The sequence below is a fragment of the Kitasatospora sp. NPDC001683 genome (assembly GCF_053596495.1).
Genome location: NZ_JBSFGK010000101.1, coordinates 1 through 26,323 on the forward strand (window position 1 = coordinate 1; position 26,323 = coordinate 26,323).

General features: G+C 70.9%; 27 protein-coding genes. 12 read left to right on the forward strand and 15 right to left on the reverse strand.

Annotation, left to right across the window (positions count from 1 at the left end; translation table 11 throughout):
• Positions 1-244 precede the first annotated feature (244 nt).
• Both ACWCYO_RS34265 and ACWCYO_RS34270 read right to left on the reverse strand, forming a co-directional pair.
• Complete coding sequence (locus tag ACWCYO_RS34265; protein WP_449786395.1) at positions 245-754, reverse strand: NUDIX domain-containing protein; 510 nt, start codon at positions 752-754, stop codon at positions 245-247.
• An 81-nt stretch (positions 755-835) separates the two neighbouring features.
• A complete protein-coding gene (locus ACWCYO_RS34270; protein ID WP_270143288.1) occupies positions 836-1,390 on the reverse strand; it encodes a flavoprotein in 555 nt (184 codons plus the stop codon).
• A gap of 82 nt (positions 1,391-1,472) precedes the next feature.
• On the opposite strand from ACWCYO_RS34270, the gene ACWCYO_RS34275 reads away from it, so the two are divergent.
• The 6 genes from ACWCYO_RS34275 (at position 1,473) to tgmC (ending at position 5,839) form a co-directional block, all read left to right on the forward strand.
• Entirely contained in the window at positions 1,473-2,657 is a 1,185-nt protein-coding gene (locus tag ACWCYO_RS34275; protein WP_270143290.1) for a helix-turn-helix domain-containing protein, read from the forward strand.
• A gap of 104 nt (positions 2,658-2,761) precedes the next feature.
• On the forward strand, positions 2,762-3,232 hold the full coding sequence (locus ACWCYO_RS34280) for an ATP-binding protein (protein ID WP_449786396.1): 471 nt from the start codon (positions 2,762-2,764) through the stop codon (positions 3,230-3,232).
• Positions 3,229-3,390 carry a hypothetical protein gene (locus ACWCYO_RS34285; protein WP_270143293.1) on the forward strand — a complete coding sequence of 54 codons (162 nt, stop codon included), beginning with the start codon at positions 3,229-3,231 and terminating at the stop codon, positions 3,388-3,390. Before ACWCYO_RS34280 ends, ACWCYO_RS34285 begins: the two co-directional genes overlap by 4 nt.
• A 78-nt stretch (positions 3,391-3,468) precedes the next feature.
• A complete protein-coding gene (gene tgmA, locus ACWCYO_RS34290) occupies positions 3,469-3,735 on the forward strand; it encodes a putative ATP-grasp-modified RiPP (protein WP_270143295.1) in 267 nt (88 codons plus the stop codon).
• Positions 3,735-4,700 carry an ATP-grasp ribosomal peptide maturase gene (tgmB, locus tag ACWCYO_RS34295; protein ID WP_449786397.1) on the forward strand — a complete coding sequence of 322 codons (966 nt, stop codon included), beginning with the start codon at positions 3,735-3,737 and terminating at the stop codon, positions 4,698-4,700. Before tgmA ends, tgmB begins: the two co-directional genes overlap by 1 nt.
• The gene (gene tgmC / locus ACWCYO_RS34300) at positions 4,697-5,839 is read left to right on the forward strand and encodes an ATP-grasp peptide maturase system methyltransferase (RefSeq protein WP_270143299.1); all 1,143 of its coding nucleotides are present in this window, start codon (positions 4,697-4,699) and stop codon (positions 5,837-5,839) included. The genes tgmB and tgmC overlap by 4 nt, the downstream gene beginning before the upstream one ends.
• Before the next feature lie 38 nt (positions 5,840-5,877).
• Here tgmC and ACWCYO_RS34305 read toward each other — a convergent pair whose 3' ends face one another.
• Both ACWCYO_RS34305 and ACWCYO_RS34310 read right to left on the reverse strand, forming a co-directional pair.
• On the reverse strand, positions 5,878-6,024 hold the full coding sequence (locus ACWCYO_RS34305; protein ID WP_270143300.1) for a hypothetical protein: 147 nt from the start codon (positions 6,022-6,024) through the stop codon (positions 5,878-5,880).
• 114 nt (positions 6,025-6,138) lie between these two features.
• Entirely contained in the window at positions 6,139-6,477 is a 339-nt protein-coding gene (locus ACWCYO_RS34310; protein WP_270143302.1) for a hypothetical protein, read from the reverse strand.
• Between the two features lie 72 nt (positions 6,478-6,549).
• Between ACWCYO_RS34310 and ACWCYO_RS34315 the strand changes: the two genes are divergently transcribed.
• Entirely contained in the window at positions 6,550-7,191 is a 642-nt protein-coding gene (locus tag ACWCYO_RS34315; protein WP_449786398.1) for a DUF2461 domain-containing protein, read from the forward strand.
• A 55-nt stretch (positions 7,192-7,246) separates the two neighbouring features.
• On the opposite strand, the gene ACWCYO_RS34320 is transcribed toward ACWCYO_RS34315, so the two are convergent.
• Entirely contained in the window at positions 7,247-8,197 is a 951-nt protein-coding gene (locus ACWCYO_RS34320) for a heme o synthase (protein ID WP_270143306.1), read from the reverse strand.
• 466 nt (positions 8,198-8,663) lie between these two features.
• On the opposite strand from ACWCYO_RS34320, the gene tkt reads away from it, so the two are divergent.
• The 5 genes from tkt to pgl all read left to right on the forward strand — a co-directional run bounded on the left by tkt (position 8,664) and on the right by pgl (position 15,608).
• Positions 8,664-10,763 carry a transketolase gene (gene tkt, locus ACWCYO_RS34325; RefSeq protein ID WP_270143308.1) on the forward strand — a complete coding sequence of 700 codons (2,100 nt, stop codon included), beginning with the start codon at positions 8,664-8,666 and terminating at the stop codon, positions 10,761-10,763.
• Between the two features lie 208 nt (positions 10,764-10,971).
• The gene (gene tal, locus ACWCYO_RS34330; protein WP_449786399.1) at positions 10,972-12,114 is read left to right on the forward strand and encodes a transaldolase; all 1,143 of its coding nucleotides are present in this window, start codon (positions 10,972-10,974) and stop codon (positions 12,112-12,114) included.
• Between the two features lie 61 nt (positions 12,115-12,175).
• Positions 12,176-13,732 (forward strand): glucose-6-phosphate dehydrogenase, encoded by a 1,557-nt coding sequence (zwf, locus tag ACWCYO_RS34335; protein WP_449786402.1) that lies wholly within the window; start codon positions 12,176-12,178, stop codon positions 13,730-13,732.
• Positions 13,729-14,823, forward strand: a complete 1,095-nt coding sequence (opcA, locus tag ACWCYO_RS34340; RefSeq protein ID WP_270143312.1) for a glucose-6-phosphate dehydrogenase assembly protein OpcA — start codon at positions 13,729-13,731, stop codon at positions 14,821-14,823. Before zwf ends, opcA begins: the two co-directional genes overlap by 4 nt.
• Positions 14,820-15,608, forward strand: a complete 789-nt coding sequence (pgl, locus tag ACWCYO_RS34345; RefSeq protein WP_270143314.1) for a 6-phosphogluconolactonase — start codon at positions 14,820-14,822, stop codon at positions 15,606-15,608. Before opcA ends, pgl begins: the two co-directional genes overlap by 4 nt.
• 186 nt (positions 15,609-15,794) lie before the next feature.
• Here the strand turns inward: pgl and ACWCYO_RS34350 are convergent, their stop codons facing one another.
• From ACWCYO_RS34350 to ACWCYO_RS34395, 10 genes are all read right to left on the reverse strand, one after another.
• Positions 15,795-16,130: an RNA polymerase-binding protein RbpA gene (locus tag ACWCYO_RS34350; protein WP_035841977.1), complete on the reverse strand. Its 336-nt coding sequence runs from the start codon at positions 16,128-16,130 to the stop codon at positions 15,795-15,797.
• Positions 16,131-16,287: 157 nt separating this feature from the next.
• Positions 16,288-16,524: a preprotein translocase subunit SecG gene (gene secG / locus ACWCYO_RS34355; protein WP_449786400.1), complete on the reverse strand. Its 237-nt coding sequence runs from the start codon at positions 16,522-16,524 to the stop codon at positions 16,288-16,290.
• Between the two features lie 87 nt (positions 16,525-16,611).
• Positions 16,612-17,397, reverse strand: a complete 786-nt coding sequence (gene tpiA / locus ACWCYO_RS34360; RefSeq protein WP_449786401.1) for a triose-phosphate isomerase — start codon at positions 17,395-17,397, stop codon at positions 16,612-16,614.
• Positions 17,398-17,401: 4 nt separating this feature from the next.
• Positions 17,402-18,604, reverse strand: a complete 1,203-nt coding sequence (locus ACWCYO_RS34365) for a phosphoglycerate kinase (RefSeq protein ID WP_270143320.1) — start codon at positions 18,602-18,604, stop codon at positions 17,402-17,404.
• 152 nt (positions 18,605-18,756) lie between these two features.
• A complete protein-coding gene (gene gap / locus ACWCYO_RS34370; RefSeq protein ID WP_270143321.1) occupies positions 18,757-19,764 on the reverse strand; it encodes a type I glyceraldehyde-3-phosphate dehydrogenase in 1,008 nt (335 codons plus the stop codon).
• Between the two features lie 773 nt (positions 19,765-20,537).
• Positions 20,538-21,518 carry a DNA-binding protein WhiA gene (gene whiA / locus ACWCYO_RS34375; protein WP_196952659.1) on the reverse strand — a complete coding sequence of 327 codons (981 nt, stop codon included), beginning with the start codon at positions 21,516-21,518 and terminating at the stop codon, positions 20,538-20,540.
• Positions 21,509-22,594, reverse strand: coding sequence for a gluconeogenesis factor YvcK family protein (locus ACWCYO_RS34380; protein WP_405000799.1), 1,086 nt, complete (start codon positions 22,592-22,594; stop codon positions 21,509-21,511). The genes whiA and ACWCYO_RS34380 overlap by 10 nt, the downstream gene beginning before the upstream one ends.
• 64 nt (positions 22,595-22,658) lie before the next feature.
• Positions 22,659-23,489, reverse strand: a complete 831-nt coding sequence (gene rapZ / locus ACWCYO_RS34385) for an RNase adapter RapZ (RefSeq protein ID WP_402844002.1) — start codon at positions 23,487-23,489, stop codon at positions 22,659-22,661.
• Between the two features lie 172 nt (positions 23,490-23,661).
• Complete coding sequence (uvrC, locus tag ACWCYO_RS34390; protein ID WP_270143326.1) at positions 23,662-25,728, reverse strand: excinuclease ABC subunit UvrC; 2,067 nt, start codon at positions 25,726-25,728, stop codon at positions 23,662-23,664.
• A gap of 66 nt (positions 25,729-25,794) precedes the next feature.
• A complete protein-coding gene (locus ACWCYO_RS34395) occupies positions 25,795-26,238 on the reverse strand; it encodes a Rieske (2Fe-2S) protein (protein ID WP_270143327.1) in 444 nt (147 codons plus the stop codon).
• Positions 26,239-26,323 lie beyond the last annotated feature (85 nt).

Genomic DNA, 26,323 nt, shown 5'->3' on the forward strand with positions numbered 1-26,323 from the left:
GCAAGACGCTCGACTGGGATACCCCAGCCGAGCGTCTACGTGATCTACTCACCACCTAAAACCAAGTGGTGTTGCGACGACCCCTGGAATCCAAGCAGATGGGGGCCTTCGACGTCACAGCAGGTGCCGACCGTCGTGCCTACGAGCGCTCTGAGTGGAGCGGTGTGGCCGCCCCGTCGCTGTCACTCATGCATGGAAGACCCGAGGTAGTCGGTCAAGCCTGAGCCTCCTGCTCCAGGCGTCATCATGCCTCCACCCCGTCTCGCAGGTACCGCATACTGCCATCTGAGATCGCCCCGACAGCGGCATTCAACCGGTTCTGCTCGCGGATCCGCAGTCGGTCGGCGACCTCCGACGCGGGCAGGAGGACGGCCTCGGACAGTTCGTCGTCGTGTGGGCGAACCGTTTCGGCCCGAGCGGGTAGAAGGGAACCCGCATCGAAGATGAAGGCGATCTGGTCGTCCCACGGGCCGTGCGGCGCGACCCAGTCCACGACCAGCAGGCGGCGGATGGTGATCTCCAGGCCCAATTCCTCGCGCAACTCCCGCACTGCGGCCTCCTCCGGTGGCTCGTTGGCCTCAGCCATTCCGCCGGGGAGGTCCCAACCCTCCTTATAGGTCGGGTTGACGGTCAGGATGCGCCCAGCCCTATCGCGCAGGATCACATCCGCTGAGACGCGCTTCCGGGCTTGTCTGGCATTCCCCTCAGCGAGGTAGGCGTTCCAGGCTTCGGTGTCGGTAGGCGCAGGCCTCACGTTGAACCTCCCCGAGGCGACGGGATGGTGGTGTCAGCGCGCAAGAGCTGCCGGGCTCTGCCCGCCTCATCACCTTGCTTCTCACGCCGCCGGCTCTGAAAGACTGCTGAGGGTAGGACGAAGCAGATCGAGGACATGTGTCCAGCTGTACTCATCGCGCGCTCCGCCGGACTTGGGCTTGTGGGGTACGGAGTCGCCCACCAGGACGCCCATCGAGCGCAGTCGGACGAGGCTCTCTGAATACGCCGGGTGGGCTGCCAGAGCGGAGTTGACGTAGGGCTGGACGACGATGGGAATGCCCAGCCCGTGCGCCTCGCAGAGGATGCCCAACGCGAGTGTGTCGGCGATCCCGAGGGCCCACTTGTTGATGGTGTTGAAAGTGGCGGAGACGACCGCGATGGCATCGGCGCCAGGCAGCGGCCGGGAACTGCCGGGCGTGCGCCAGGCCGAGCGGATCGGATAGCCGGTCTGAGCCTCGATGGCTTCCTGATCCAAGAAGCCGAGCGCGTTGGGAGTGGCGATCACCGCGACCTTCCACCCCTCAGCGTGGGCGGCGGTGATCAGTTCGCTCACGCCGTCAGCGATTCCCGAAGCGCAGACGATGACGTAGAGGAACGGCTCATGATGCTCGGTCAAACCTGAACTCCTGTTCGCAGGAACACATCCCGCCACTTTTAGCGAGTATCGTCCGACTGGCTGCTACGAACGGAGTACCAGTATGCCCAGGCACATCTCCGAGCACACGGGCGAACGCATCGCCCAGTACCGCAAGCTCCGCCACCTGACCCAGCGGGAACTCGCCGCTCGCGCCCATATCTCTTACAGCATGCTGACCAAGGTCGAGCAAGGAGCCAAGCCGGCCACACCCACTGTGATCGCCGCCGTCGCCAGGGCGCTGTTCGTCCAAACCGTCGACCTCACCGGTCAGCCGTACATGACCGAGCTGCAACAGGACGAACTCGATGTGCTGATCCAGCCGATCCGCGAAGCGCTCGATCTGTACGACCTCGGCGCCGATCCCGAGATCGCCCCCCGCTCGGTCGACGAACTGCACTCCGCCGCGGAGCACTTGTGCGCCCAGATCCGCGAGACCCGTATCAAGGATGCCGCCCGAGCCCTTCCGGCCCTGATGATCGAGGCCACAACGGCCGCACACGCGGCACCGTCCGAGAAGGCGTGGCAGGTGTTGGCCAGCACGTACCGCACGGCCTACGACATCACCACGAAGTTGGGCTACAGCGATCTTTGCGTGGTGGCTCTGGACCGCATGGCGTGGGCAGCCGAGCGCGCGTCCGATCCGGTGGTCGCCGGCGTTCGCCAGTATCTTCGGTCGCTGGTCTACCTTCGATCAGGCCAGTACGACATCGGGAAGCGACTCGTAGGGGTCGGCATGGGCACACTCGAACAAGCCGACCGCAGCCGGATCCGCGACGTGGCGGTGGGGCAACTACATCTCGGCGCTGCCATGTTGGCCGCGCGATCCGGAGACGGCGACACGGCGGCCGAACACATCGCGGACGCGGGGCGGATCGCCGAGGCGACGGGCGAGGCCATGCGAGTGCACTGGCTCTCGTTCGGACCGACGAACGTCGCCGTCCACCAAGTGGCGACTCTGGCCGAGCAGTACCGGTACGCAGAGGCCGTCCGAGCCGCCGGGCAGGTCCAGATCCCCGCAGAGTGGCCTGCCTCGCGGGCTGCCGCACACATCGCGGAGGTAGCGCGGGCACAGTTGTGGATCGGCCGCTCGGAGGCGTCATTGAAGTCACTTCAGCACGCAAGGGAGCTGGCGCCACAACAGATGCGCTACCACCCGATGGTGCGCGAAACGGTTGCCGGGCTCGTCTCGGCCCGCCGCTCGATGCCCGACACCCTCACGAACATGGCGCACTGGGTCGGGATCTGATTATCACTCTCTGGGGTCGGACTGTCACCAACGAGTGATAGTCCGGCCCTTCCCCCGCGGCGATGCTCTCCGTAACGAGATAACTACGCCAAGGGGAAGCGCTGATGACCCTCCTCTCGAACCTTGTGAGAGGCAACGCCGCACTCCAGCAGGGACCAGATGCGAGCGTCCACCCGGCTGCCGAACTGGCAACCATCCTCCTGCCGTACCAGCCCGAGTCGGTGGGCGTTGCCCGGCGCCTTGTGCGTGCGAAGGTGCAGGAATGGGGCCTGGACGACCTGATGGACGACGCCGTCGTCATCGTCAGCGAACTGGTCACCAACTCGGTCGAGACCTGCTGCCAGACCCGTATGCTCGTCGGTGTCCGCCGACCGAGCGACCACACCCTCCGCATCCTCGTCAGTGACGGTTCCCGGTCGATGCCCGTGATGGTTCAGGCCGGACCCGACGCCACGTCCGGCCGGGGTCTGGCGATGGTCCACCGGCTCACGCACGGCCGCTGGGGCGTCACGCTCCTCCCCTTCGGGAAGGTCGTCCACGCCGACCTCACGACGCCCGCGACGATCCCCCGGTGAACCGGCAGCTGCCGGAGAGCAGTTACGACCCCGCCGACGCACCGCCGCCACCGCCCACCCCCGATCCCACCCGGGTCTGGGCCGCCTACGGGGTGTCCGCCGCCGCCGGGCTGCACATCATCGCCGCAGCCCTGGTGTTGATCAACCGCCCCCACTGAACTCCCGGCCGCGCCGCCGACCCGGCGGCGCGGCCGGGATCCGCAACACACCACCATGACTCAGGAGGCGCAGTACAGATGACAACCGCACCGTGGGGCACGACCCGCATGGGACCGTACCCCGAGTCCAGCCCCTTCCCCGCCCTCACGCCCGTGATCGACCCCGAGACGCAGGTCGCCGTGTTCGTGGACGAGCACGGCCACACGGTCGAGATGGGTGCGCACGGCACCAGCACCAGCGGGCTCACGCCCACCACCACCTCGCCCGGCGACGGAGCCGGGCCGGGCGGGGCCACCGATGCCGACAGCACCGAGTCCTACGACCAGGACCAGAGTTCCGGCTGATGGACAACCGCAGCGGGTCGGTGCTGGTACTGACCAATCCCCTTGACGTGACGGCGGATGCGGTCCTGCGGGTACTCGCGGAGCGCCGGGTCCCGGTGGTCCGTCTCGATCCCGGCGCCGACCTGCACACGGGTGCCTCGCTGACCGCCGCGTACCGCAGCGGCAACCAGCGGGGCACCCTGCGCACCGCCAGCCGGGAACTCGACCTCTCCGAAGTCCGGTCCGTCTGGGTGCGCCGGGCCTCGCCCTACGAAGGCCCGCCCGAACTGGACGGGCAGGACCGCCGGTTCGCCGCCTCGCAGTGCCTCTGGGGCGCGGGTGGCATCCTCGCCTCGCTCCCCGGTGCGCACTACGTGAATCACCCGTGGGCCAACCGCGCCGCCGAGCACAAACCGGCGCAGCTCGCCGCCGCGCAGCGCTCCGGATTCCTGATCCCTGACACCCTGATCACGAACAACGAGCACGAGGCACGGGAGTTCTTGGCGTCCCACACCGGTGGGGCGGTCTACAAGCCGCTCTGGAACACCCCCTACTCGGTCAACGGGAAGCCCCACGCCGTATGGGTGCATGAAGTGTCCGGGACCGAACTCACGACAGCGATCGGCGCGTGCCCGCATATGTTCCAGGCGAAGGTCCGGAAGGCCTTCGATGTCCGGGTGACCGCCATCGGCGACTGCCGCTTCGGTATCCGAATCGACAGCCCTGATCTCGACTGGCGTCGGCGACAGGACCGGATGAGGTGCACGCCGATCGACATCCCCGCCCCAGTGGCACGTTCGATCAGCGCCTACCTCGGCGAATTCGGCCTGGTGTACGGCGCGTTGGACTTCGCCGTGACCTCCGCCAGGGACTGGTACTTCCTTGAGTGCAACCCAAACGGCCAATGGGCTTGGCAGCCGGCCGGGACCACCACGGCGATCGCCCACACCATCGCCGACCAGCTAGCGAAAGGCTCCGCCTCGTGAGCACATCGGATCAGCTCCGCGCCGCCCTGGTGGACGCGTTCACCGGGGATGACAAGATCACCGACCCGGCCTGGGAGAGCGCCGCCAAAGCGGTCCCCCGGGAGCTGTTCACCGGGTCGTTCTTCCTTCCTATCCCCGGAAGCAACCCGACCGCCTACCGACCCGTGTTCAAGGGCCAGCCCGGGTGGCTGGAGCACGTCTACTCGAACGAGACGCTGGTCACCCAACTCGACGGACGGACAGGCCCCGAGGACGTGACCGGCGGCACCGCGACCGGCGCGCCGTCCTCGTCGTCCACCCTGCCGTCCCTGGTCCTGCGCATGTGGCACCAGCTCGGCGCCGAGTCCGGGCACCGGGTCCTGGAGATCGGAACCGGAACCGGTTACTCGACCGCCCTCGGCGCGCACCGCCTCGGGGACGCCAACCTCACCAGCATCGAATTTGACCCGCAGGTGGGCGAGGCCGCCGCCACCGCCATCAAGGCAGCCGGGTACTCCCCCCGTCTGATCATCGGCGACGGCCTGCTCGGCGACCCGGACGGAGGCCAGTACGACCGGCTCATCGCCACCTGCTCGGTCCGCTACGTTCCGCCCCCGTGGCTGCACCAGGTGAAGCCCGGCGGCCGGATCCTGGTCACGCTGTCCGGCTGGTCCTTCGGCTTCGGCCTCGCACTGCTGACCGTGACCGGCCCCGGACAGGCCACCGGCCGGTTCTTGCCCGGCTACACCAGTTTCATGATCGCCCGCCCCCACGACCGGCCGCCCCGCCAGAGCCTGTCGCTGCTCCCCGGAGACGAACGCCCGACCCGGATCGACCCCGAAATCATCGGCACCTGGACGGGCAGCTGGGTCGCGCAACTCGCAGCGCCTTCCGCCGAGCGGATGGGAGCCGGCGGGCACCAGATCCTCTCCGACGTGGCCACCGGCTCCCAGGCCCGAACCATGCCCAACCCGGAAGGCGGTTGGACCGTGATCCAACGCGGCCCACTCCGGCTCTGGGACCAGGTGGAGAGCGCCGTCGAAGCCTGGCAGCAGGCCGGCGAGCCGCACCAGAAGGGCTTCGGGATCACCATCTCCGCAGCGGGGCAACGCGTCTGGATCGGACACGAGAACGGCCCGGGCTGGAACTTGCCCCTGTGAAACGGCGAACGGCCCGGCTCCCCCCCGGTGAGCCGGGCCTACTCCGGTCTGCGGCGGGCGCGAACCACCGCGGCGACGATCGCGAGGGGGAAGGACAGCAGGAAGAACGTCACCGCAGGCCACAGCGGATCGCCGTTGACAATCGCGTTCATGAGCGAGCGGGAACCGACAACGATGAAATGCATGCGCGTACCGTAGCGCCGCCCCTCACCACTCCCTCCGGTGCCCCGGACCAGCGCCGACGGCCCGGCTCCCCCACCCAGGAGGAGCCGGGCCGTCGGCGTTCGAACCAGGCCCGGTCAGCCGCCGAGCTGGATGCCCGCCATGCGCTTCCACTCGTACGGGCCGGTCTTGACCTTGAGGCCCAGCTCGCCCTCGAAGTCGTCGTGCAGGGTCAGCCCGGCAATCGCAACGGCCCGCCGGCCGACGGCGTAGGTCGGGGCCACCTGGTCGCCCCAGGCGCCGTCCGCGCCGACCACGACGATCCGGGTGGCCGCGGTGCCGACGTACTCGACGACCGCGTCGGCGCTGCCGCCGTGCTGCTGGGCGAAGCTGGTCAGGTGCTTGGCGATGCGCTTGGCGCGGCGCTCGGTGCGGGCGTCCGACGCGGCGGCGGTGGCGGTCTCTGCGCTGCTCATGCCCGCATGCTACCCACCGGTACGCGACCTGGCGACGGGAGCGCCCTGTGCACCGGGACACATACTCGGAACATGACGTTCAAAGGCTGGCCGACCGAGGCGCTCGACTTCTACGAGCACCTCGAGGCCGACAACTCGAAGACCTTCTGGCAGGCCCACAAGGACCAGTACGACGACGCCGTGCGGGCCCCGATGGAGGCGCTGCTCGCCGAGCTGGAGCCGGAGTTCGGGCCGGGGAAGATCTTCCGCCCCAACCGCGACGTCCGCTTCAGCGCCGACAAGTCGCCGTACAAGACGCACATCGGCGCACACCTGGAGTCCGGCGGCTACATCCAGCTCTCCGCCGACGGCCTGTCCTGCGGCAACGGCATGTACCACCTGGCCCCCGACCAGCTGGAGCGCTACCGCGTCGCCGTCGCCGAGGACGTCAGCGGCGCCGAGCTGGAGCGGGTGATCGCCCGGGTCGAGCAGGCGGGCCCGCAGGTCCACGGCCGTGACAGCCTCAAGTCGGCCCCGCGCGGCTACGCCAAGGACCACCCGAGGATCGAGCTGCTGCGGCACAAGGGCCTGGTGGCCTGGCAGGAGTGGGAGCCCGCGAAGTGGCTGGGCACCCGGGCCGCCCACACCCGGATCGTCGACTTCCTGCGCGCCTCCCAGCCGCTGCGGGACTGGCTGGACGGCCACGTCGGCCCCTCCGAACTGCCCAGCCGCTGAACGCGGAAGAGCCCCGGTCCGCCGGGACCGGGGCTCTTCCGTACGTACCGGGGCCCTACTTCACGAACGGGTCGATCGCGCACACCACGAACAGCAGCGACAGGTAGGTGATCGACCAGTGGAACAGCCGCATCTCCTTCAGCTTGGCGCCCACGATCCCGGCCTTCGCCCGCCCGTACAGCGCGTGCGCCTCGCGCAGCCAGAACCCGCCGAGCAGCACCGCGGCGGCGGGGTACAGCCAGCTCATGTGCCCCAGCGGCCAGACCGCCAGGGAGACCGCCACCATCACCCAGGAGTAGGCGACGACCTGCTTGCCGACCGCCACGTTGCCCTTGATCACCGGCAGCATCGGCACGCCGGCCCGCTCGTAGTCGTCGCGCACCTTCATCGACAGCACCCAGGTGTGCGGCGGCGTCCAGAAGAAGACCACCAGGAACAGCGCGACCGCCGCCCAGGACACCGAGTCGGTCACCGAGGACCAGCCGATCAGCACCGGCATGCAGCCGGCGATGCCGCCCCAGACGATGTTCTGCGAGGTGCGCCGCTTGAGCCCGAGCGTGTAGACGAACACGTAGAACAGCAGCGCGCCGAGCGCCAGTCCGGCGGAGAGCCAGTTGACGCCGAAGCCGAGCAGCAGGGTGGAGACGATCCCGAGCGTGATGCCGAAGACCAGCGCCTCGCGGGGCGACACCATCCCGGTGACGATCGGCCGGCGTTCGGTGCGGGACATCAGGGCGTCGATGTCACGGTCGATGTACATGTTGAGGGCGTTGGCGCCGCCCGCCGAGAGGTAACCGCCGACCACGACCTTCAGCACCAGCAGCATGTCCGGCACGCCCTGCTGGGCCAGGAACATCACCGGCACGGTGCTCATCAGCAGCAGCTCGATGATCCGTGGCTTGGTCAGTGCGACGAAGGCGCCGACCCGGGCCCCGATCGGCCGGTGATGCGCAGGCGTCGCCCCGGTGACCCCGGCGGGACGGGTTTCGACGGCGGTCACTAACACCCCAACTGAAGATGAATCCTCGCAGGCGTCCACAGGAACGAAGGGTCCCGAATCGTCCGCTCTGCGCGTACCACGCCACCTTAGACGCTCCATATATCCCATCCGGCTCCGGGGTCCCCCGGCGAGGCGGATGGCACACCCCCGGGTGAACCACCTGGGTGAACCCACGAAGTGCCTCCGGCGCGCCTGCGCAACCCGTCCCGACCACCCGGGCGGCGCGCCCTACCAAATCGGGAGAGCCTGGGACATAACAAGCCAGAACGCCCTAGTGGGAATCACCATGCGGAAATCCCGGTTGTCCCGGCACGGAGGGTGAGCCCCGGCCTGGACGGTAGGCTCGCACGAAGAAGCGGTATCTACCCTCCGTGACCGGCACCATCCACAGTCGGGACCACAGCGCCGTGGCCGACCCGGTCCCCATTCACGGGGTCACTCTTCACATATATGGAAGGAGCCCTGAGACAGGGTGAGCACTGCGCCGACGAACGCATTCGAGTGGAGCGACCTGGACGAGCGCACGGTTGACACGGCGCGAGTCCTGGCGATGGACGCTGTCCAGAAGGTCGGTAACGGGCACCCCGGGACGGCCATGTCCCTGGCCCCCGCGGCCTACCTGATCTTCCAGCGCTTCCTGCGCCACGACCCGACCGACCCGGCCTGGGTCGGCCGCGACCGGTTCGTCCTCTCCCCCGGGCACACCAGCCTGACGCTCTACACCCAGCTGTACTTCTCCGGCTACGGCCTGGAGCTGGACGACCTCAAGGCATTCCGGGTGGCCGGCAGCCGCACCCCCGGCCACCCCGAGCACGGCCACACCGCGGGCGTGGAGACCACCACCGGCCCGCTGGGCCAGGGCATCGCCAACGCGGTGGGCATGGCGATGGCCGCCCGCTACGAGCGCGGCCTGTTCGACCCGGAGGCGGCGGCCGGGGAGTCCCCCTTCGACCACACCATCTGGGCGATCGTCTCCGACGGTGACCTGGAGGAGGGCATCTCCGCCGAGGCCTCCTCGCTGGCCGGCCACCAGAAGCTGGGCAACCTGGTCGCCCTCTACGACGACAACCACATCTCGATCGAGGGCGACACCGAGACCGCCTTCTCCGAGGACGTCCTCAAGCGCTACGAGGCCTACGGCTGGCACGTCCAGCGGGTCACCCCGAAGGCCAACGGCGACGTCGACGTCGAGGCGCTCGCCGGTGCGCTGGCCGCGGCCAAGGCCGAGACCGCCCGGCCGTCGATCATCGCGATGCGCACCATCATCGCCTGGCCGGCCCCGGACGCCCAGAACACCGCCAAGGCGCACGGCTCCGCGCTCGGCGCCGCCGAGATCGCCGCCACCAAGAAGGTCCTGGGCTTCGACCCGGAGAAGACCTTCGAGGTCAGCGACCAGGTCATCGAGCACGCCCGCCAGGTCATCAAGCGCGGCAAGGCCGCCCGCGACCAGTGGCAGCAGGGCTTCGACGCCTGGCGCGCCGCCAACCCGCACCGGGCCGCCGAGTTCGACCGCATCCAGGCCGGCGAGCTGCCCGAGGGCTGGAAGAAGGCCCTGCCGTCCTTCCCGGCCGGCAAGGACGTCGCCACCCGCAAGGCCTCCGGCGAGACCCTCAAGGCGCTCGGCGCGGTGATCCCGGAGCTGTGGGGCGGCTCGGCCGACCTCGCGGAGTCCAACCTCACCACGATCGACGAGGACAGCTCCTTCCTCCCCGAGGGCAACCCGCTGAAGTCCGCCAACCCGTTCGGCCGGACGATCCACTTCGGCATCCGCGAGCACGCCATGGGCTCGACCATGAACGGCATCGCCCTGCACGGCAGGACCCGCGTGTACGGCGGCACCTTCCTGGTCTTCGCGGACTACATGCGCCCGGCCGTCCGGCTGGCCGCGCTGATGAAGCTGCCGGTCACCTACGTCTGGACGCACGACTCGATCGGCCTCGGCGAGGACGGCCCGACCCACCAGCCGGTCGAGCACCTGGCCTCGCTGCGCGCCATCCCGGGCCTGTCCATGGTCCGCCCGGCCGACGCCAACGAGACCGCCGTCGCCTGGCGCACCGTCATCGAGCGCCAGACCAGCCACCCCGGCCCGGTCGGCCTGGCCCTGACCCGCCAGAACGTCCCGACCTTCGACCGCGAGGTCTTCGCCTCCGCCGAGGGCACCGCCAAGGGCGCCTACGTGCTGGCCGAGGCCTCCACCGGCGACCCGCAGGTGATCCTGCTGGGCACCGGCTCCGAGGTCCAGCTGGCAGTCCAGGCCCGCGAGGCCCTGGAGGCCGAGGGCATCGCCACCCGGGTGGTCTCGGTCCCGTCCTTCGAGTGGTTCCAGGAGCAGGACCAGGCCTACCGCGACAGCGTGCTGCCGCCGTCGGTCAAGGCCCGCGTCTCGGTCGAGGCCGGCATCGCCCAGGGCTGGCGCGAGCTGGTCGGCGACCACGGCCGGATCGTCTCGCTGGAGCACTTCGGTGCCTCCGCCGACTACAAGGTGCTGTTCGAGGAGTTCGGCCTGACCGCCGAGCGCGTGATCGCCGAGGCGCACAACGCCCTGCGCTCCCTCGAGGCCGTCAACCGCTAGCGCGTCCACCCGCACGAGCCAAAGGGCGCGCCGATGCCGAAAGCGACGAGCGACGAGCGACGAGCGGGCGCCGGAGCGAGGAACGTCGGCATCGGGTACGGGCGCCCGGCGGCGAGTGCGGAGTAGCGGCCGCGTGCCCGCCCGCACGCGGGCACGCGGCCCCTTTGACCACCCCACGAAGCAGAAGAAGACGAAGGACTGAAGCACCATGACTGACGCACTGAAGCGCCTCAGCGACGAAGGCGTTGCGATCTGGCTGGACGACCTCAGCCGCAAGCGGCTGAACTCCGGCAACCTGGCCGAGCTGGTGCAGAACAAGCACGTGGTGGGCGTCACCACCAACCCGACCATCTTCCAGAAGGCCATCGCCGGCAGCGGCGACACCTCCTACGACGGCCAGCTGCGCGACCTCGCCGTCCGCGAGGTCACCACCGACGAGGCGATCCGCATGATCACCACCTCCGACGTGCGCGACGCCGCCGACGTGCTGCGTCCGGTCTACGACGCCTCCAACGGCCGCGACGGCCGGGTCTCCATCGAGGTCGACCCGCGCCTGGCCCACCAGACCGCCCCCACCGTGGCCGAGGCCAAGCAGCTGTGGTGGCTGGTCGACCGCCCGAACGTCTTCATCAAGATCCCCGCCACCAAGGCCGGCCTGCCCGCCATCAGCGAGGTCATCGGCCGGGGCATCAGCGTCAACGTCACGCTGATCTTCTCCCTGGACCGCTACAAGGCGGTCATGGACGCCTACCTGACCGGCCTGGAGACCGCCAAGGCCAAGGGCCTGGACCTCTCCCAGATCGAGTCGGTCGCCTCCTTCTTCGTGTCCCGGGTGGACACCGAGATCGACAAGCGCCTGGACAAGATCGGCGGCGACGCCAAGAACCTGCGCTCCAAGGCCGCCCTGGCCAACGCCCGCCTCGCCTACCAGGCGTACGAGGAGGTCTTCGGCTCGGTCGACGGCAAGACCGCCGGCAGCGCCCGTTGGAAGGCGCTGGAGGCCGCCGGCGCCAAGCCGCAGCGCCCGCTGTGGGCCTCCACCGGCGTCAAGGACCCGGCCCTGCCGGAGACCCTGTACGTCACCGAGCTGGTCGCCCCGGGCACCGTCAACACCATGCCCGAGGCCACCCTGGACGCCACCGCCGACCACGGCGAGGTCAGCGGCAACACCATCGTCCCCAACTACGCCGACGCCAAGGCCGTCCTGGACGCCATCGCGGCCGCCGGGGTGGACTACGACGACGTGGTCCAGGTCCTGGAGGACGAGGGCGTGCAGAAGTTCGAGCAGTCCTGGCAGGAGCTGCTCGACACCGTCACCGCCTCGCTGGCCTCCTTCGCCACCGAGAAGTGACCCGCTCACACAGCCAGCGCACGAAAGCGGAGCACACCAAGTGAGCACTGATTTCCCCGAGTTGACGTCGGAATCGGACGCGGACGACCTCCCGCCCTCCCCCGTCAACCCGCTTCGTGACCCCTCCGACCGGCGGCTCCCGCGCATCGCGGGGCCGTCCGGCCTGGTCATCTTCGGGGTCACCGGCGACCTGTCCCGCAAGAAGCTGATGCCGGCCATCTACGACCTGGCCAACCGCGGTCTGCTGCCGCCGGGCTTCTCCCTGGTCGGCTTCGCCCGCCGCGAGTGGGACGACGAGGACTTCGCCCAGGAGGTCCACGACGCGGTCAAGGAGCACGCCCGGACCCCGTTCCGCGAGGAGGTCTGGCAGCAGCTCGCCAAGGGCATGCGCTTCGTCCACGGCACCTTCGACGACGACGACGCCTTCGACAAGCTCCGCGAGACCATCCAGGAGCTGGACAAGGCCCAGGGCACGGGCGGCAACTTCGCCTTCTACCTGTCCGTCCCGCCGAAGTTCTTCCCGACCGTCGTCCAGCAGCTCAAGAAGCACGGCCTGGCCGACCCGCCGCAGGGCTCCTGGCGCCGCGCGGTCATCGAGAAGCCCTTCGGCCACGACCTGGCGAGCGCCCAGGAGCTCAACAAGGTCGTCCACGAGGTCTTCCCCCGGGACGAGGTCTTCCGGATCGACCACTACCTGGGCAAGGAGACGGTCCAGAACATCCTGGCGCTGCGCTTCGCCAACCAGATGTTCGAGCCGATCTGGAACCGGTCGTACGTCGACCACGTGCAGATCACCATGGCCGAGGACATCGGCATCGGCGGCCGGGCCGGCTACTACGACGGCATCGGCGCCGCCCGGGACGTCATCCAGAACCACCTGCTGCAGCTGATGGCCCTCACCGCCATCGAGGAGCCGGCGTCCTTCCACCCGAAGGCGCTGGTGGCCGAGAAGCTCAAGGTGCTGTCCGCCGTCCGGCTCCCGGCCGACCTCGGCAAGCACACCGTGCGCGGCCAGTACGCGGCCGGCTGGCAGGGCGGCGAGGAGGTGGTCGGCTACCTGGACGAGGAGGGCATCGACCCGGAGTCCAAGACCGACACCTACGCGGCCATCAAGCTGGAGATCAACAACCGCCGCTGGGCGGGCGTCCCGTTCTACCTGCGCACCGGCAAGCGGCTGGGCCGCCGGGTCACCGAGATCGCGGTGGTCTTCCAGCGCGCCCCGTACCTGCCCTTCGACTCCTACGCGACCGAGGAGCTGGGGCAGAACGCCCTGGTCATCCGGGTCCAGCCGGACGAGGGCGTGACGGTGCGGTTCGGTTCCAAGGTGCCGGGCACCTCCTTCGAGGTCCGGGACGTCACGATGGACTTCGCCTACGGCGAGTCCTTCACCGAGTCCAGCCCGGAGGCGTACGAGCGGCTCATCCTCGACGTGCTGCTCGGCGACGCCAACCTGTTCCCGCGCCACCAGGAGGTCGAGCTCTCCTGGCAGATCCTCGACCCGATCGAGAAGTACTGGGACACCCACGGCAAGCCCGCCCAGTACGCGGCGGGCACCTGGGGTCCCGCCGAGGCTGACGAGATGCTCGCACGAGACGGCAGGAGCTGGCGCCGGCCATGAAGATCGACCTCACCAACACGACGTCCAGCAAGATCAACGCCGCGCTGATGGAGGCGCGCCGGACCAGCGGCTCCACCGCCGCCGGCATGGTGCTCACCCTGGTGATCGTGACCGACGAGGGCAGCGCCTACGACGCCCTCAAGGCCGCCAACGACGCCTCCCGCGAGCACCCGATGCGCACCCTCGCGGTGATCAAGCGCGCCGGTCGCTCCCCCCGGGCGCGCGCCGAGACCCGGCTGGACGCCGAGATCCTGGTCGGTTCGGACGCCGGCTCCGGCGAAACGGTCATCCTGCGCATGCACGGCGAACTCGCCGCGCACGCCCAGTCGGTGGTCCTGCCGCTGCTGCTGCCGGACGCCCCGACCGTGGTCTGGTGGCCGGACAACGCCCCGCTGCACCCGGCGCAGGACCCGCTGGGCGCGCTCGCCCAGCGCCGGATCACCGACGCGGTCACCGCCGAGTCCCCGGTCGGCCAGCTCGCCCAGCGGGCCCAGAGCTACACTCCGGGCGACACCGACCTGGCCTGGACCCGGCTCACCGGCTGGCGCTCCATGCTGGCCGCCGCGCTGGACCAGCGGCCGTCGGCCATCACCTCGGTGGTGGTCGAGGGCGAGTCCTACAACCCCAGCGTCGAGCTGCTCGGCCTGTGGCTGCTCAACCGGCTGCACGTGCCGGTCGAGCGGGTCGTCACCGGCGGGCCCGGCATCACCGCGGTGCGCCTGCGCACCAAGGACGGGGACATCACCCTGGACCGCCCGGACGGCCTGATGGGCATGCTCTCCATGCCCGGCTCGCCGGACCGCCAGGTGGCGCTCAAGCGGCGCGAGACCTCGGAGCTGATCGCCGAGGAGCTGCGCCGGCTGGACCCGGACGACATCTACTCGACGGCCGTGCGCACGCCCGTCGAGCGGCTGCGCGAGCACGACGACGCCGACCCGGCGGCCGCCGAGCAGGCTGCGGCCGGACAGGGCAGCGCCCAAGCGGTCGAGGCCTCGGTGGCCGACCCGGACGGCGGAGCGGCCGAGCCGGAGAAGAAGCCCGCCGCGAAGAAGGCCGCCGGCAAGCGCGCCGCCGCCAAGGACGGCGCATGACCAGGGCCATCCCGCAGCTGGTCGTCCACCGGGACAAGGAGCTGATGGCCCAGGCGGCCGCGGCCCGGCTGATCACCCGGATCGTGGACGCCCAGGCCGCCCGCGGCACCGCCTCGGTGGTGCTCACCGGTGGCCGCAACGGCAACGCCCTGCTGGCCGCGATCGCCGCCTCCCCGGCGCGCGACGCGGTCGACTGGGGCCGGCTGGACCTCTGGTGGGGCGACGAGCGCTTCGTGCCCGCCGCCGACGGCGACCGCAACGCCGTCCAGGCCCGCGCCGAGCTGCTGGACGCCGTCCCGCTCGACCCGGCGCGGGTGCACGAGATGCCCGCCTCGGACGGGGTGGACGGCTCCGACGTGGAGGCCGCGGCCGCGCGCTACGCGCAGGAGCTGGCGAAGGCCGCCGGGCCGGGCGACCGGCTCGGCGTCCCGGCCTTCGACGTGCTGCTGCTCGGCGTCGGCCCGGACACCCACATCGCCTCGCTCTTCCCTGAGCACCCGGGCGTGCGGGAGACCGAGCTGACCGTGGTCGGCGTGCGCGGGGCCCCCAAGCCCCCGCCGACCCGGATCTCGCTCACCCTCCCGGCGATCCGGTCGGCCCGCGAGGTCTGGCTGCTGGCCGCCGGCGAGGACAAGGCGGGCGCGGTCGCGCTGGCCCTGTCCGGCCCCGGCGAGCTGCAGGCGCCCGCCTCCGGCGCGTACGGCCGCAGCCGCACCCTGTGGCTGCTGGACCGCGCCGCCGCCGAGCGGATCCCCGCCCAGCTGTACCCGCCGGCCTCGGCGTAGCCGCGGGGAACGCGAAGGGCGCCCACCGTCCGATGACGGTGGGCGCCCTTCTTTTTGCGCTCGGCTCGCCTCCGGGCCGCTCCCCATCCGGTGCCGACGGTCGGCGGGCACTGCGCCGCCTCCTTCGTCAGCGGCCCGGCCCTTCTCCCTTTCGGCACCGGCGCGGCCCTTCGGCTCGCTCGCTGGTCAGATCTCGCCGCGCAGCTTGGCCAGCGCCTCGGCGAGGATCGCCTCGCCGTCGGCGTCGGTGCGCCGCTCGCGGACGTAGGCGAGGTGGGTCTTGTACGGCTCGTTGCGCGAGGGCGCCGGCGGGTTGTGCTCGTCCTGCCCGGCCGGGAAGCCGCAGCGCGGGCAGTCCCAGGTGTCCGGGATGACGGCCTCGGCGGCGAAGCTGGGCCGGGTCTCGTGCTTGTTGGCGCACCAGAAGGAGATCCGGTTGCGCGGAGCGGACTCGCCGCGCTCCGCCTCCCCCATCGGGCCGGCCCCGACCCTGCTGCCACGGATGGCGTTGCCACTTGCCACGGTCTGACTCCCTGCGTGCTGGTGCGCCGACCCGCCGCGGTACGCGTCGGTGGCGAAAGTCGTCCTAGTGTAAGCAGGACTTAAGCTTCCGCCACCATCGCCTCGGCCCCCGACCGTCCCAGGATAGGCGCTCGGGCGACGGGGCGTCAGGGTCGGGTCAGCTCTTGTACTTCAGGACCAGGCCCAGCACGATGATGCAGGCGAACCAGCCGACGCCGACCACGATGGTGATGCGGTCCAGGTTGCGCTCGGCCACCGCCGAACCGCCGCCGGTCGACATCGCGCCGCCGCCGAACATGTCCGACAGGCCGCCGCCCTTCCCCTTGTGCAGCAGCACCAGCAGGACCATCAGCAGACTGAAGATGATCAGGGCAATCGAGAACCCGAGAACCACGACGGGACCAACTCTCTCGTATCTTCGGCGAAGGGGCCGGGCCGCGTACGGCGGTCCGGCCCCAAAGCCTACGTTGCTGCGGCGGCGTTAGCCTACTGCCTGCTCACGGTAGCGCACGATCTTGACGAACTCCTCGGCGTCCAGCGAGGCACCGCCGATCAGACCGCCGTCGATGTCGGGCTTGGCCATCAGGCCGGCCGCGCTCGACGACTTGACCGAACCGCCGTACAGCACACGGACCTTGTCGGCCAGCTCGGCGTCGTACAGCTCGGCGATCCGCTTGCGGATGGCGGCGCAGACCTCCTGCGCGTCCTCCGGAGTGGCCACCTCGCCGGTGCCGATCGCCCAGACCGGCTCGTAGGCGACCACGATGGACTCGGCCTGGTCGGCCGGGACGCCCTCCAGGGCGCCGTCCAGCTGGGCCAGCGTGTACTCGACGTGGGTGCCGGCCTTGCGGATCTCCAGCGGCTCGCCGATGCACAGGATCGGGGTGACCCCGGCCCGGTAGGCGGCCTTGACCTTGGCGTTGACGATCTCCTCGTTCTCGCCGTGGTACTGCCGGCGCTCCGAGTGGCCGATCACCGCGTAGGTGCACTGCAGCTTGGCCAGCATCGGGCCGGAGACCTCGCCGGTGTAGGCGCCGCCGTCGTGCTGGGAGATGTCCTGCGAGCCGTACTTGATCTTCAGCTTGTCGCCGAAGACCAGGGTCTGCACCGACCGCAGGTCGGTGAACGGCACCAGGACGGCGACCTCGACGGCCTCGTAGTCCTTGTCGGCCAGCGCGAAGGCCAGCTTCTGGGTGTGCTGGATGGCCTCGAGGTGGTTGAGGTTCATCTTCCAGTTGCCCGCCATCAGCGGGAGACGCTCAGTCATGCTTTCAGCCTTCCAGGGCGGCGAGACCGGGGAGGGTCTTGCCCTCCAGGTACTCGAGGCTCGCGCCACCGCCGGTCGAGATGTGCCCGAACTTCGTCTCGTCGAAGCCCAGGATGCGGACGGCCGCGGCGGAGTCGCCGCCGCCGACCACGGTGAACGCGTCGCTGTCGAGCAGGCCCTGCGCGACGGCCTTGGTGCCGTTCGCGTAGTCCGGGTGCTCGAAGACGCCCATCGGGCCGTTCCAGAACACCGTGCCGGCGTCGGCCAGCTTCGCCGCGTACAGCTCGCGGGTCTTCGGGCCGATGTCCAGGCCCTCCTTGTCGGCCGGGATCGCGTCCGTGCCGACGACCTCGTAGCTGGCCGGGGTCTTGCCCTTGAGGTCCGGGAACTCGGCGGAGACCAGGACGTCCACCGGCAGGACGAACTCGACGCCCCGCTTCTCGGCCTCGGCCAGGTACGCCAGGCACGTCGGCTTCTGGTCCTCCTGGAGCAGCGAGATGCCGACCTCGTGGCCCTTGGCCGCGAGGAAGGTGTACGCCATGCCGCCGCCGATCAGGATCTTGTCGGCCTTCTTCAGCAGGTTGTCGATCACGCCGAGCTTGTCGGACACCTTGGCGCCGCCGAGCACGACGACGTACGGGCGCTCGACGTCCTCGGTGAGCTTCTTCAGCACGCCGACCTCGGTGGCGATCAGGTCGCCGGCGGCGTGCGGCAGCAGGGCCGGCAGGTCGTAGACCGAGGCGTGCTTGCGGTGCACGGCGCCGAAGCCGTCGCCGACGTACAGGTCGGCCAGGGCGGCCAGCTGCTCGGCGAAGGCCTTGCGCTCGGCGTCGTCCTTGCTGGTCTCGCCGGCGTTGAAGCGCAGGTTCTCCAGCAGCGCGACCTCGCCGTCGGCCAGCGCGGCCACGGCGGACCGGGCGGACTCGCCCACGGTGTCGGCGGCGAAGGCGACCGACTTGCCGAGGATCTCGCCGAGGCGCTCGGCCACCGGGGCGAGCGAGAACTGCGGGTCCGGCGCGCCCTTGGGACGGCCGAGGTGGGAGGCGACGACGACCTTGGCGCCGCGCTCGACGAGCTTGGCGATGGTCGGGGCGACGGCGCGGATCCGGCCGTCGTCGGTGATCCGGCCGTCCGACAGCGGGACGTTCAGGTCGGCGCGTACGAAGACGCGCTTGCCGGCGACGTCCAGGTCTTCGATGGTCTTCACGGGTTCTTCGGTCTCCTGGGGAGATGGTTGATGCGCAGAGGCGGCACGGCGCAGGGGCCGCCTGAGAAGTCCTTGCACGCAGAGCGAGGGCCCGGTCGGCACGTTCTCGCCGTCCGGGCCCTCGCCCCTACATCACGTCAGCTCCCACCGCGTCAGAGCTGCCCGCCGACCAGGGCGACCAGGTCGACGACGCGGTTCGAGTAGCCCCACTCGTTGTCGTACCAGCCGAGCACCTTGACCTGGTTGCCCTGGACCATGGTCAGGCTGGAGTCGAAGATGCAGGAGGCCGGGTCGTTGACGATGTCCGAGGAGACGATCGGGTCCTCGGTGTAGGCCAGGATGCCCTTGAGCGGGCCCTCCTGCGCGGCCTTCTGGAAGGCCGCGTTGACCTCGTCCTTGGTGACCTCGCGCTCGAGGGTGACGACCAGGTCGGTGATGGAGCCGGTCGGGACCGGGACGCGCAGCGAGGTGCCGTCCAGCTTGCCCTTCAGCTCCGGCAGGACCAGGGCGGTCGCCTTGGCGGCACCGGTCGAGGTCGGGATGATGTTCTGCGAGGCCGCACGAGCACGGCGCAGGTCCTTGTGCGGGAAGTCCAGGGTCACCTGGTCGTTGGTGAACGCGTGGACGGTGGTCATCAGACCCTTGACGATGCCGAAGCTCTCGTTCAGCACCTTGGCCATCGGCGCCACGCAGTTGGTGGTGCAGGAGGCGTTGGAGATGACGTGGTGGTTGGCCGCGTCGTACTTGTCGTCGTTGACGCCCAGGACGATGGTGACGTCCTCGTCGGTGGCGGGCGCCGAGATGATGACCTTCTTCGCGCCGGCGGTGAGGTGCTTCTTCGCGGCCTCGGCCTTGGTGAAGATGCCGGTGGACTCGACGACGATGTCGGCGCCCAGGGCGGCCCACGGCAGGTTGGCCGGGTCACGCTCGGCGGTCACCTTGAAGGTGTGGCCGTCGACGGTGATGCTGTCCTCGGTGTGCGAGACCTCGCCCGGGAAGGTGCCCAGGGTGGTGTCGTACTTCAGCAGGTGAGCCAGGGTCTTCGTGTCGGTGAGGTCGTTGACACCGACGATCTCGATGTCCGCGCCCTGGGCCTTGACGGCGCGGAAGAAGTTGCGGCCGATGCGGCCGAAGCCGTTGATGCCTACCCGGATCGTCACGAACCGATCTCCTCGTTAGGTACGCCGGCGCGAAGCCGACGGGGATGAGATTTGGGAAGTCCCCGACCGCCTACGACCCTACCTCTCCCGGGCCTGCGAGGGCACATCGCGCCACCTGGCAAGACGTGGCGTGGCGCGCCGACGGGCGCTCCCTCCTTGCCGCCCCGGGCCGTTGGCCCTGGTCAAGTGGTCTTGACCAATTTCGGTTCGCCGTCGACTCCCGTCCGGGACCGGACACGACGACGGCCGGTGGCCCGGAATCCGGACACCGGCCGTAATTCGCCCGCTCGTCTCCGGGGCACTCGGACCCGGTGCCGACGGTCGGCGCTCCCTCGCTCTCCCCCAGCCTTCGGCCGGGGTACCCCCACCGTCGCTCCCTCGCTTCTCCCTTTCGGCACCGGCGCGCCCCTTCGGCTCGGGGCGGGTGCTCGCCCGCTCCCCTCCGGGGCACTCGGACCCGGTGCCGACGGTCGGCGCTCCCTCGCTCTCCCCCAGCCTTCGGCCGGGGGTACCCCCACCGTCGCTCCCTCGCTTCCCCCTTTCGGCACCGGCGCGCCCCTTCGGCTCGGGGCGGGTGCTCGCCCGCTCGCCTCCGGGGCACTCGGACCCGGTGCCGACGGTCGGCGCTCCCTCGCTCTCCCCCAGCCTTCGGCCGGGATACCCCCACCGTCGCTCCCTCGCTTCTCCCTTTCGGCACCGGCGCGCCCCTTCGGCTCGGGGCGGGTGCTCGCCCGCTCGCCTCCGGGGCGGTTCGGCGTGCGAAGCGCCGTGCGTCAGTTGAGCGCCATCTCGTCGGTCAGGTTGGCCTCGGTGCTCGGCAGGCCGAGCTCGGCGGCGCGCTTGTCGGCCATCGCCAGCAGGCGGCGGATCCGGCCGGCCACCGCGTCCTTGGTCAGCGGCGGGTCGGCGAGCGCGCCCAGTTCCTCCAGCGAGGCCTGCTTGTGCTGCATCCGCAGCTGGCCGGCCGCGGCCAGGTGCTCGGGCACCTCGTCGCCGAGGATCTCCAGTGCGCGGGCCACCCGGGCGCCGGCCGCCACCGCGGCCCGGGCCGAGCGGCGCAGGTTGGCGTCGTCGAAGTTGGCCAGCCGGTTGGCGGTGGCCCGGACCTCGCGCCGCATCCGGCGCTCCTCCCAGGCGAGCACCGACTCGTGCGCCCCCAGCCGGGTCAGCAGCGCGCCGATCGCGTCGCCGTCGCGGATGACCACCCGGTCCACCCCGCGCACCTCGCGGGCCTTGGCCGGGATGCCGAGCCGGCGGGCCGCGCCGACCAGCGCCAGCGCCGCCTCGGAGCCGGGGCAGGTGATCTCCAGCGAGGAGGAGCGGCCCGGCTCGGTGAGCGAGCCGTGCGCCAGGAAGGCCCCGCGCCAGGCGGCCTCGGCGTCGCAGGTGGCGCCGGAGACCACCGCCGGGGGCAGGCCCCGGATCGGTCGGCCGCGACCGTCCACCAGGCCGGTCTGGCGCGCGAGCAGCTCACCGTCCTTGACCACCCGGACGACGAAGCGGCTGCCGCGCCGCAGCCCGCCGGGGGCCATCACCACGAGGTCGGAGGAATGACCGAAGATCTCCAGCAGATCCTTGCGCAGCCGCCGCGCCGCCGCCCCGGTGTCCAGCTCCGCCTCGATCACGATGCGGCCGCTCACGATGTGCAGTCCGCCCGCGAACCGAAGGATCGCCGACACCTCCGCCTTGCGACAGCAGGCCCGGGTGACCGGGAGCCGGCTGATCTCGTCCTTCACCGCTGGAGTCATCGCCATGGCCCGATCCTTCCATGTGTCCGGAAAATCCGGTCGTACGCGGCCGCCAACAGCTCGGGGTCGTGTCGCGGGGTTCCGTCGGTGCGGGCCACCGTACCGAGCACCAGAGCGGCACCCATCCGTTCGGCGGCCTTCTCCAGACCGGCCAGGTCCGCCTGGCCGAAGGCGCCGCCGGTGACGGCGCGCTCGTCCACCAGGATCGCATCGACCGCGAGGTCGGGAGCGTGGTCGGCGATGACCTCCAGGTGGCGCTGCGGGGTGAAGCCCTCGGTCTCGCCGGGCTGCGGGGCCAGGTTCAGGGTGAGCAGGCGGCGGGCGCGGGTCTCCATCAGCGCCTTGGCCAGCTCGGGCACCAGCAGGTGCGGCAGCACGCTGGTGAACCAGGAGCCGGGGCCGAGCACCACCCAGTCCGCCTCCCGGACCGCCGTGACCGCCTCCGGGACGGCCGGCGGCTCGTCCGGCAGCAGCCGGATCGACTGCACGGTGCCCGGGGTGACCGCCACGCTGGCCTGGCCGCGGACGGCCGAGACCTCGGCCGGGCGGGCCGGGTCGTGGCCGCGCACGGTCGCCTCGATGTCCAGCGGCACCGCCGACATCGGCAGCACCCGGCCCTGGACGTTCAGCAGCCGGCCGACCCAGTCCAGCGCCGCCACCGGGTCGCCCAGCTTCTCCCAGAGCGCGACGATCAGCAGGTTGCCGACCGCGTGGCCGCCCAGCTCGCCGTTGCCGGTGAAGCGCTGCTGGATCACCTCGGACCAGGTGCGGCCCCAGTCGTCGTCCCCGCACAGCGCGGCCAGCGCCTTGCGCAGGTCGCCGGGCGGCAGCACGCCCAGCTCCTCGCGCAGCCGCCCGCTGGAGCCGCCGTCGTCGGCGACGGTGACCACGGCGGTCAGGTCGCTGGTGAGCCGGCGCAGCGCGGACAGCGAGGCGGACAGGCCCTGGCCGCCGCCGAGCGCGGTGATCCGGGGGGCCGGATTGGCCCGGGCGGGACTGCTGCGCGGACGGCTCGGCGACGGACTGCCCGCCCGCTCGCCGGTCCTGCTCTGCGGCTGTCGCCCGGGCACGTATCCCGCCACACTCACCTCGCGTTCCTCGGCCCCGCCACCGGCTCCGCCGGCGGCCCGGCAAGGAAGGCGGCGGTTACTCCCGTCCCATGTCACGGTGGACGAGCACCGTCTCGACTCCGTCGGCGATGAGACGCTTGGTCAGACGCTCGGACATGGCGACGCTCCGGTGCTTGCCACCGGTGCAGCCTACGGCAAGCGTCATATAACGCTTCCCCTCCCGCCGGTAGCCCTCGGTAACGATCCGGAGGAGCTCGGCGTAGCCGTTCAGGAACTCGTTCGCGCCGGGCTGCTGGAAGACGTAGTCGGCGACGTCCGCGTCGGTGCCGGTGCGGGCGCGCAGCTCGGGCACCCAGTGCGGGTTGGGCAGGAAGCGGCAGTCCACCACGAGGTCGGCGTCGACCGGCAGGCCGTACTTGAAGCCGAAGGACATCACGGTGGCGCGCAGCTCGGGCTCGTCGTGGTCGGCGAACTGGGCGTCCAGCTTGGCGCGCAGCTGGTGCACGTTGAGGTTGGAGGTGTCGATCACCAGGTCGGCCTCGCCGCGCAGGTCGCGCAGCAGGTCTCGCTCCTGGGCGATGCCGTCCACGATCCGGCCGTCGGCCTGCAGCGGGTGCGGGCGGCGCACGCTCTCGAAGCGGCGGACCAGGGCCTCGTCGGAGGAGTCGAGGAAGACCACCCGGAGCCGGACGCCGCGCTTCTCCAGCTCGTCCAGCGAGGTGAGCAGGTCGTCGAAGAACTGGCGGCCGCGGACGTCCACGACCACGCCGATCCGGGCGACGTTGCCCTGGGAGCGGGCGCCCAGGTCGACCATGGTGGGGATCAGGGCCGGCGGCAGGTTGTCCACCACGAACCAGCCGAGGTCCTCCAGACACTTCGCGGCGGTGGAGCGGCCGGCTCCGGACATGCCGGAGATGATCACCAGCTCCGGCGCGTTCTCGGCCACGTCTGACACGGTCACTTCGGTTCCCCGTTCTCGGTCTTTCTGCTGGGGAGAACGCGCACGGCACGGCCGCCCTTCCCCGTCCCGGGCAGGCGGGCGGGTTCGGGGCTCGCCGACGGACGGGCGGCGTCGGCCGTCATGGCGTCTCCTGGGATGGTGCGGTCTGGGGTGCTGCGGCCACCGGCTCGGCGGCCTGGTCGTCCCCGTCCTCGATGATCTCGCCGGTCGCGGTGTTGACCGCGGGTGCGGCGGGTGCACGGGACGACAACGCCGCCGCAACGGTCTCCGCGGTGCGGCGCCCGATGCCGGGTACCGCGCGGATCTCGTCGACGGTGGCGGCCCGGAGCTTCTTCAGCGAGCCGAAGTGCTTGAGCAGCGCCTGGCGGCGAGTTTCGCCGAGGCCCGGGACGGAGTCCAGTTCCCCGGCGGTGAGTCGCTTGGAACGCTTGGTGCGCTGGTAGCCGATCGCGAAGCGGTGGGCCTCGTCGCGGACCCGCTGGAGCAGGTAGAGGCCCTCGCTGGAGCGCGGCAGCACGACCGGGTCGTCCTCGCCGGGCAGCCAGACCTCCTCCAGGCGCTTGGCCAGGCCGCACAGCGCGACGTCGTCGATGCCGAGCTCCTCCAGCGCGCGCTTGGCGGCGGCGACCTGCGGCTGGCCGCCGTCGACCACCAGCAGCTGCGGCGGGTAGGCGAAGCGCTTGGGGCGGCCGTCGTCGTCCCGGCCCGCGGTTCCACCGGCGGATTCGGAGGTGGCGGGCTCCTCCTCGGGGACGGCCCACTCGCCGGTCTGCTCGCGCTCCTGGAGGTAGCGGCGGAAGCGGCGGCTGATCACCTCGTGCATCGAGCGGACGTCGTCCTGGCCCTCGAAGCCCTTGATCTGGAAGCGCCGGTACTCGCTCTTGCGGGCCAGGCCGTCCTCGAAGACGACCATGGAGGCGACCACGTCCTCGCCCTGGAGGTGGGAGATGTCGTAGCACTCGATGCGCAGCGGGACGGAGTCCAGCTCCAGCGCGTCGGCGATCTCCTGGAGGGCGCGGCTGCGGGTGGTGAGGTCGGAGGCCCGCTTGGTCTTGTGGAGCGCGAGCGCCTGCTGGGCGTTGCGCTGCACGGTGGCCATCAGGTCCTTCTTGTCGCCGCGCTGCGGGATGCGCAGGTCGACCTGGCTGCCGCGCAGCTCGCTCAGCCACTGCCTTATCGGGGCGGCCGGCTCGGGCAGGGCGGGGACGAGCACCTCGCGCGGGACGCTCTCGTTGCGCTCGTCCGAAGTGGCGCCGCCGTAGAGCTGCTGGAGGGCGTGCTCGACCAGTCCGGCGGTGTCGACGTCCTCGACCTTGTCGGTGACCCAGCCGCGCTGGCCGCGCACCCGGCCACCGCGGACGTGGAAGATCTGGACGGCGGCCTCGAGTTCGTCCTCGGCGACGGCCAGCAGGTCGGCGTCGGTGGCGTCGGCGAGCACGATGGCGTTCTTCTCCATCGCGCGCTTCAGGGCGCCGATGTCGTCCCGCAGCCGGGCCGCCTTCTCGTACTCCATCTCCGCGGCGGCCTCCTGCATCTGCTCTTCCAGCCGGCGCAGGTAGTTGCCGGTCCGCCCGGCCATGAAGTCGCAGAAGTCCTCGGCCAGCGCCCGGTGTTCGTCCGCCGAGACCCTGCCGACGCAGGGGGCGGCGCACTTGCCGATGTAGCCGAGCAGGCAGGGGCGGCCGACCTGCCGGGCGCGCTTGAACACGCCGTTGGAGCAGGTGCGGACGGGGAAGACGCGCAGCAGCAGGTCGACCGTCTCGCGGATCGCCCAGGCGTGCCCGTACGGGCCGAAGTAGCGCACGCCCTTCTTGTGCGCCCCGCGCATCACCTGGACCCGCGGGTACTCCTCGTTGAGGGTGACGGCGAGTTCCGGATAGCTCTTGTCGTCGCGGTACTTGACGTTGAACCGCGGGTCGAACTCCTTGATCCAGGAGTACTCCAGCTGGAGCGCCTCGACCTCGGTGGTGACCACGGTCCACTCCACCGAGGCGGCGGTGGTGACCATGGTCGCGGTGCGCGGGTGCAGCCCGGCGAGGTCCTGGAAGTAGGACGACAGGCGCGGGCGCAGGCTCTTGGCCTTGCCGACGTAGATGACCCGGCCGTGGGCGTCACGGAACTTGTAGACGCCCGGGGAGGTCGGGATCGCCCCCGGCGCCGGGCGGTAGGTGCTCGGGTCAGCCATGGGTCCACCGTACCGAGTGTGCTCGGGGCCGTGGGGACGAGATCGGACGGGACGCGCTCAACTGCTTCAGCTCGGGGTCACCTTGAGGTTCCCGCCCTCGACCGTGACGGGGTAGGCGGGCAGTGGCTTGGGGGCCGGGCCGTCCTGCACCGCGCCGTCGGCGATGCCGAACCGGCTGCCGTGGCAGGGGCACTGGATCTGCTCGTTCTTCACCTGGTCGACGATGCAGCCGGCGTGGGTGCACTTGGCGCTGAACGCCTTGTACTGGCCGGCGGTGGGCTGGGTCACCACGATCTTCTGCTCGCGGAAGACCTTGCCGCCGCCCTCCGGGATCGCCGAGGCCGGGCCGAGGTCCACCGGGCCCTTGGCGGCGCCGCTCTGGTCCGAGGAGTTGGCGGAGGAGCTGCAACCGGAGACCGCCACGGCGCCCCCGGCCGCGAGGACGGCCGCGGCCCCGCAGAGCAGGGTGCGACGGGAGGTGGCGGGGCTGGTCTCGGGGGCCTCGGACATCGGTGCGCTCCTGGGGGTTGCTGCTGCTGCGGGGGACCACGGAAGTCTATGCCGCACGCGCCCCGCCGCTCCCGAGCGTCTCGGG

Coding starts and splice junctions, on each gene's coding strand:
- ACWCYO_RS34275 (WP_270143290.1), top strand. CDS start 1,473: ATGCCCAGGCACATCTCCGAGCACACGGGCGAACGCATCGCCCAGTAC.
- ACWCYO_RS34280 (WP_449786396.1), top strand. CDS start 2,762: ATGACCCTCCTCTCGAACCTTGTGAGAGGCAACGCCGCACTCCAGCAG.
- tgmA (WP_270143295.1), top strand. CDS start 3,469: ATGACAACCGCACCGTGGGGCACGACCCGCATGGGACCGTACCCCGAG.
- tgmB (WP_449786397.1), top strand. CDS start 3,735: ATGGACAACCGCAGCGGGTCGGTGCTGGTACTGACCAATCCCCTTGAC.
- ACWCYO_RS34305 (WP_270143300.1), bottom strand. CDS start 6,024: ATGCATTTCATCGTTGTCGGTTCCCGCTCGCTCATGAACGCGATTGTC.
- ACWCYO_RS34310 (WP_270143302.1), bottom strand. CDS start 6,477: ATGAGCAGCGCAGAGACCGCCACCGCCGCCGCGTCGGACGCCCGCACC.
- ACWCYO_RS34315 (WP_449786398.1), top strand. CDS start 6,550: ATGACGTTCAAAGGCTGGCCGACCGAGGCGCTCGACTTCTACGAGCAC.
- tal (WP_449786399.1), top strand. CDS start 10,972: ATGACTGACGCACTGAAGCGCCTCAGCGACGAAGGCGTTGCGATCTGG.
- opcA (WP_270143312.1), top strand. CDS start 13,729: ATGAAGATCGACCTCACCAACACGACGTCCAGCAAGATCAACGCCGCG.
- pgl (WP_270143314.1), top strand. CDS start 14,820: ATGACCAGGGCCATCCCGCAGCTGGTCGTCCACCGGGACAAGGAGCTG.
- tpiA (WP_449786401.1), bottom strand. CDS start 17,397: ATGACTGAGCGTCTCCCGCTGATGGCGGGCAACTGGAAGATGAACCTC.
- whiA (WP_196952659.1), bottom strand. CDS start 21,518: ATGGCGATGACTCCAGCGGTGAAGGACGAGATCAGCCGGCTCCCGGTC.
- rapZ (WP_402844002.1), bottom strand. CDS start 23,489: ATGTCCGGAGCCGGCCGCTCCACCGCCGCGAAGTGTCTGGAGGACCTC.
- uvrC (WP_270143326.1), bottom strand. CDS start 25,728: ATGGCTGACCCGAGCACCTACCGCCCGGCGCCGGGGGCGATCCCGACC.
- ACWCYO_RS34395 (WP_270143327.1), bottom strand. CDS start 26,238: ATGTCCGAGGCCCCCGAGACCAGCCCCGCCACCTCCCGTCGCACCCTG.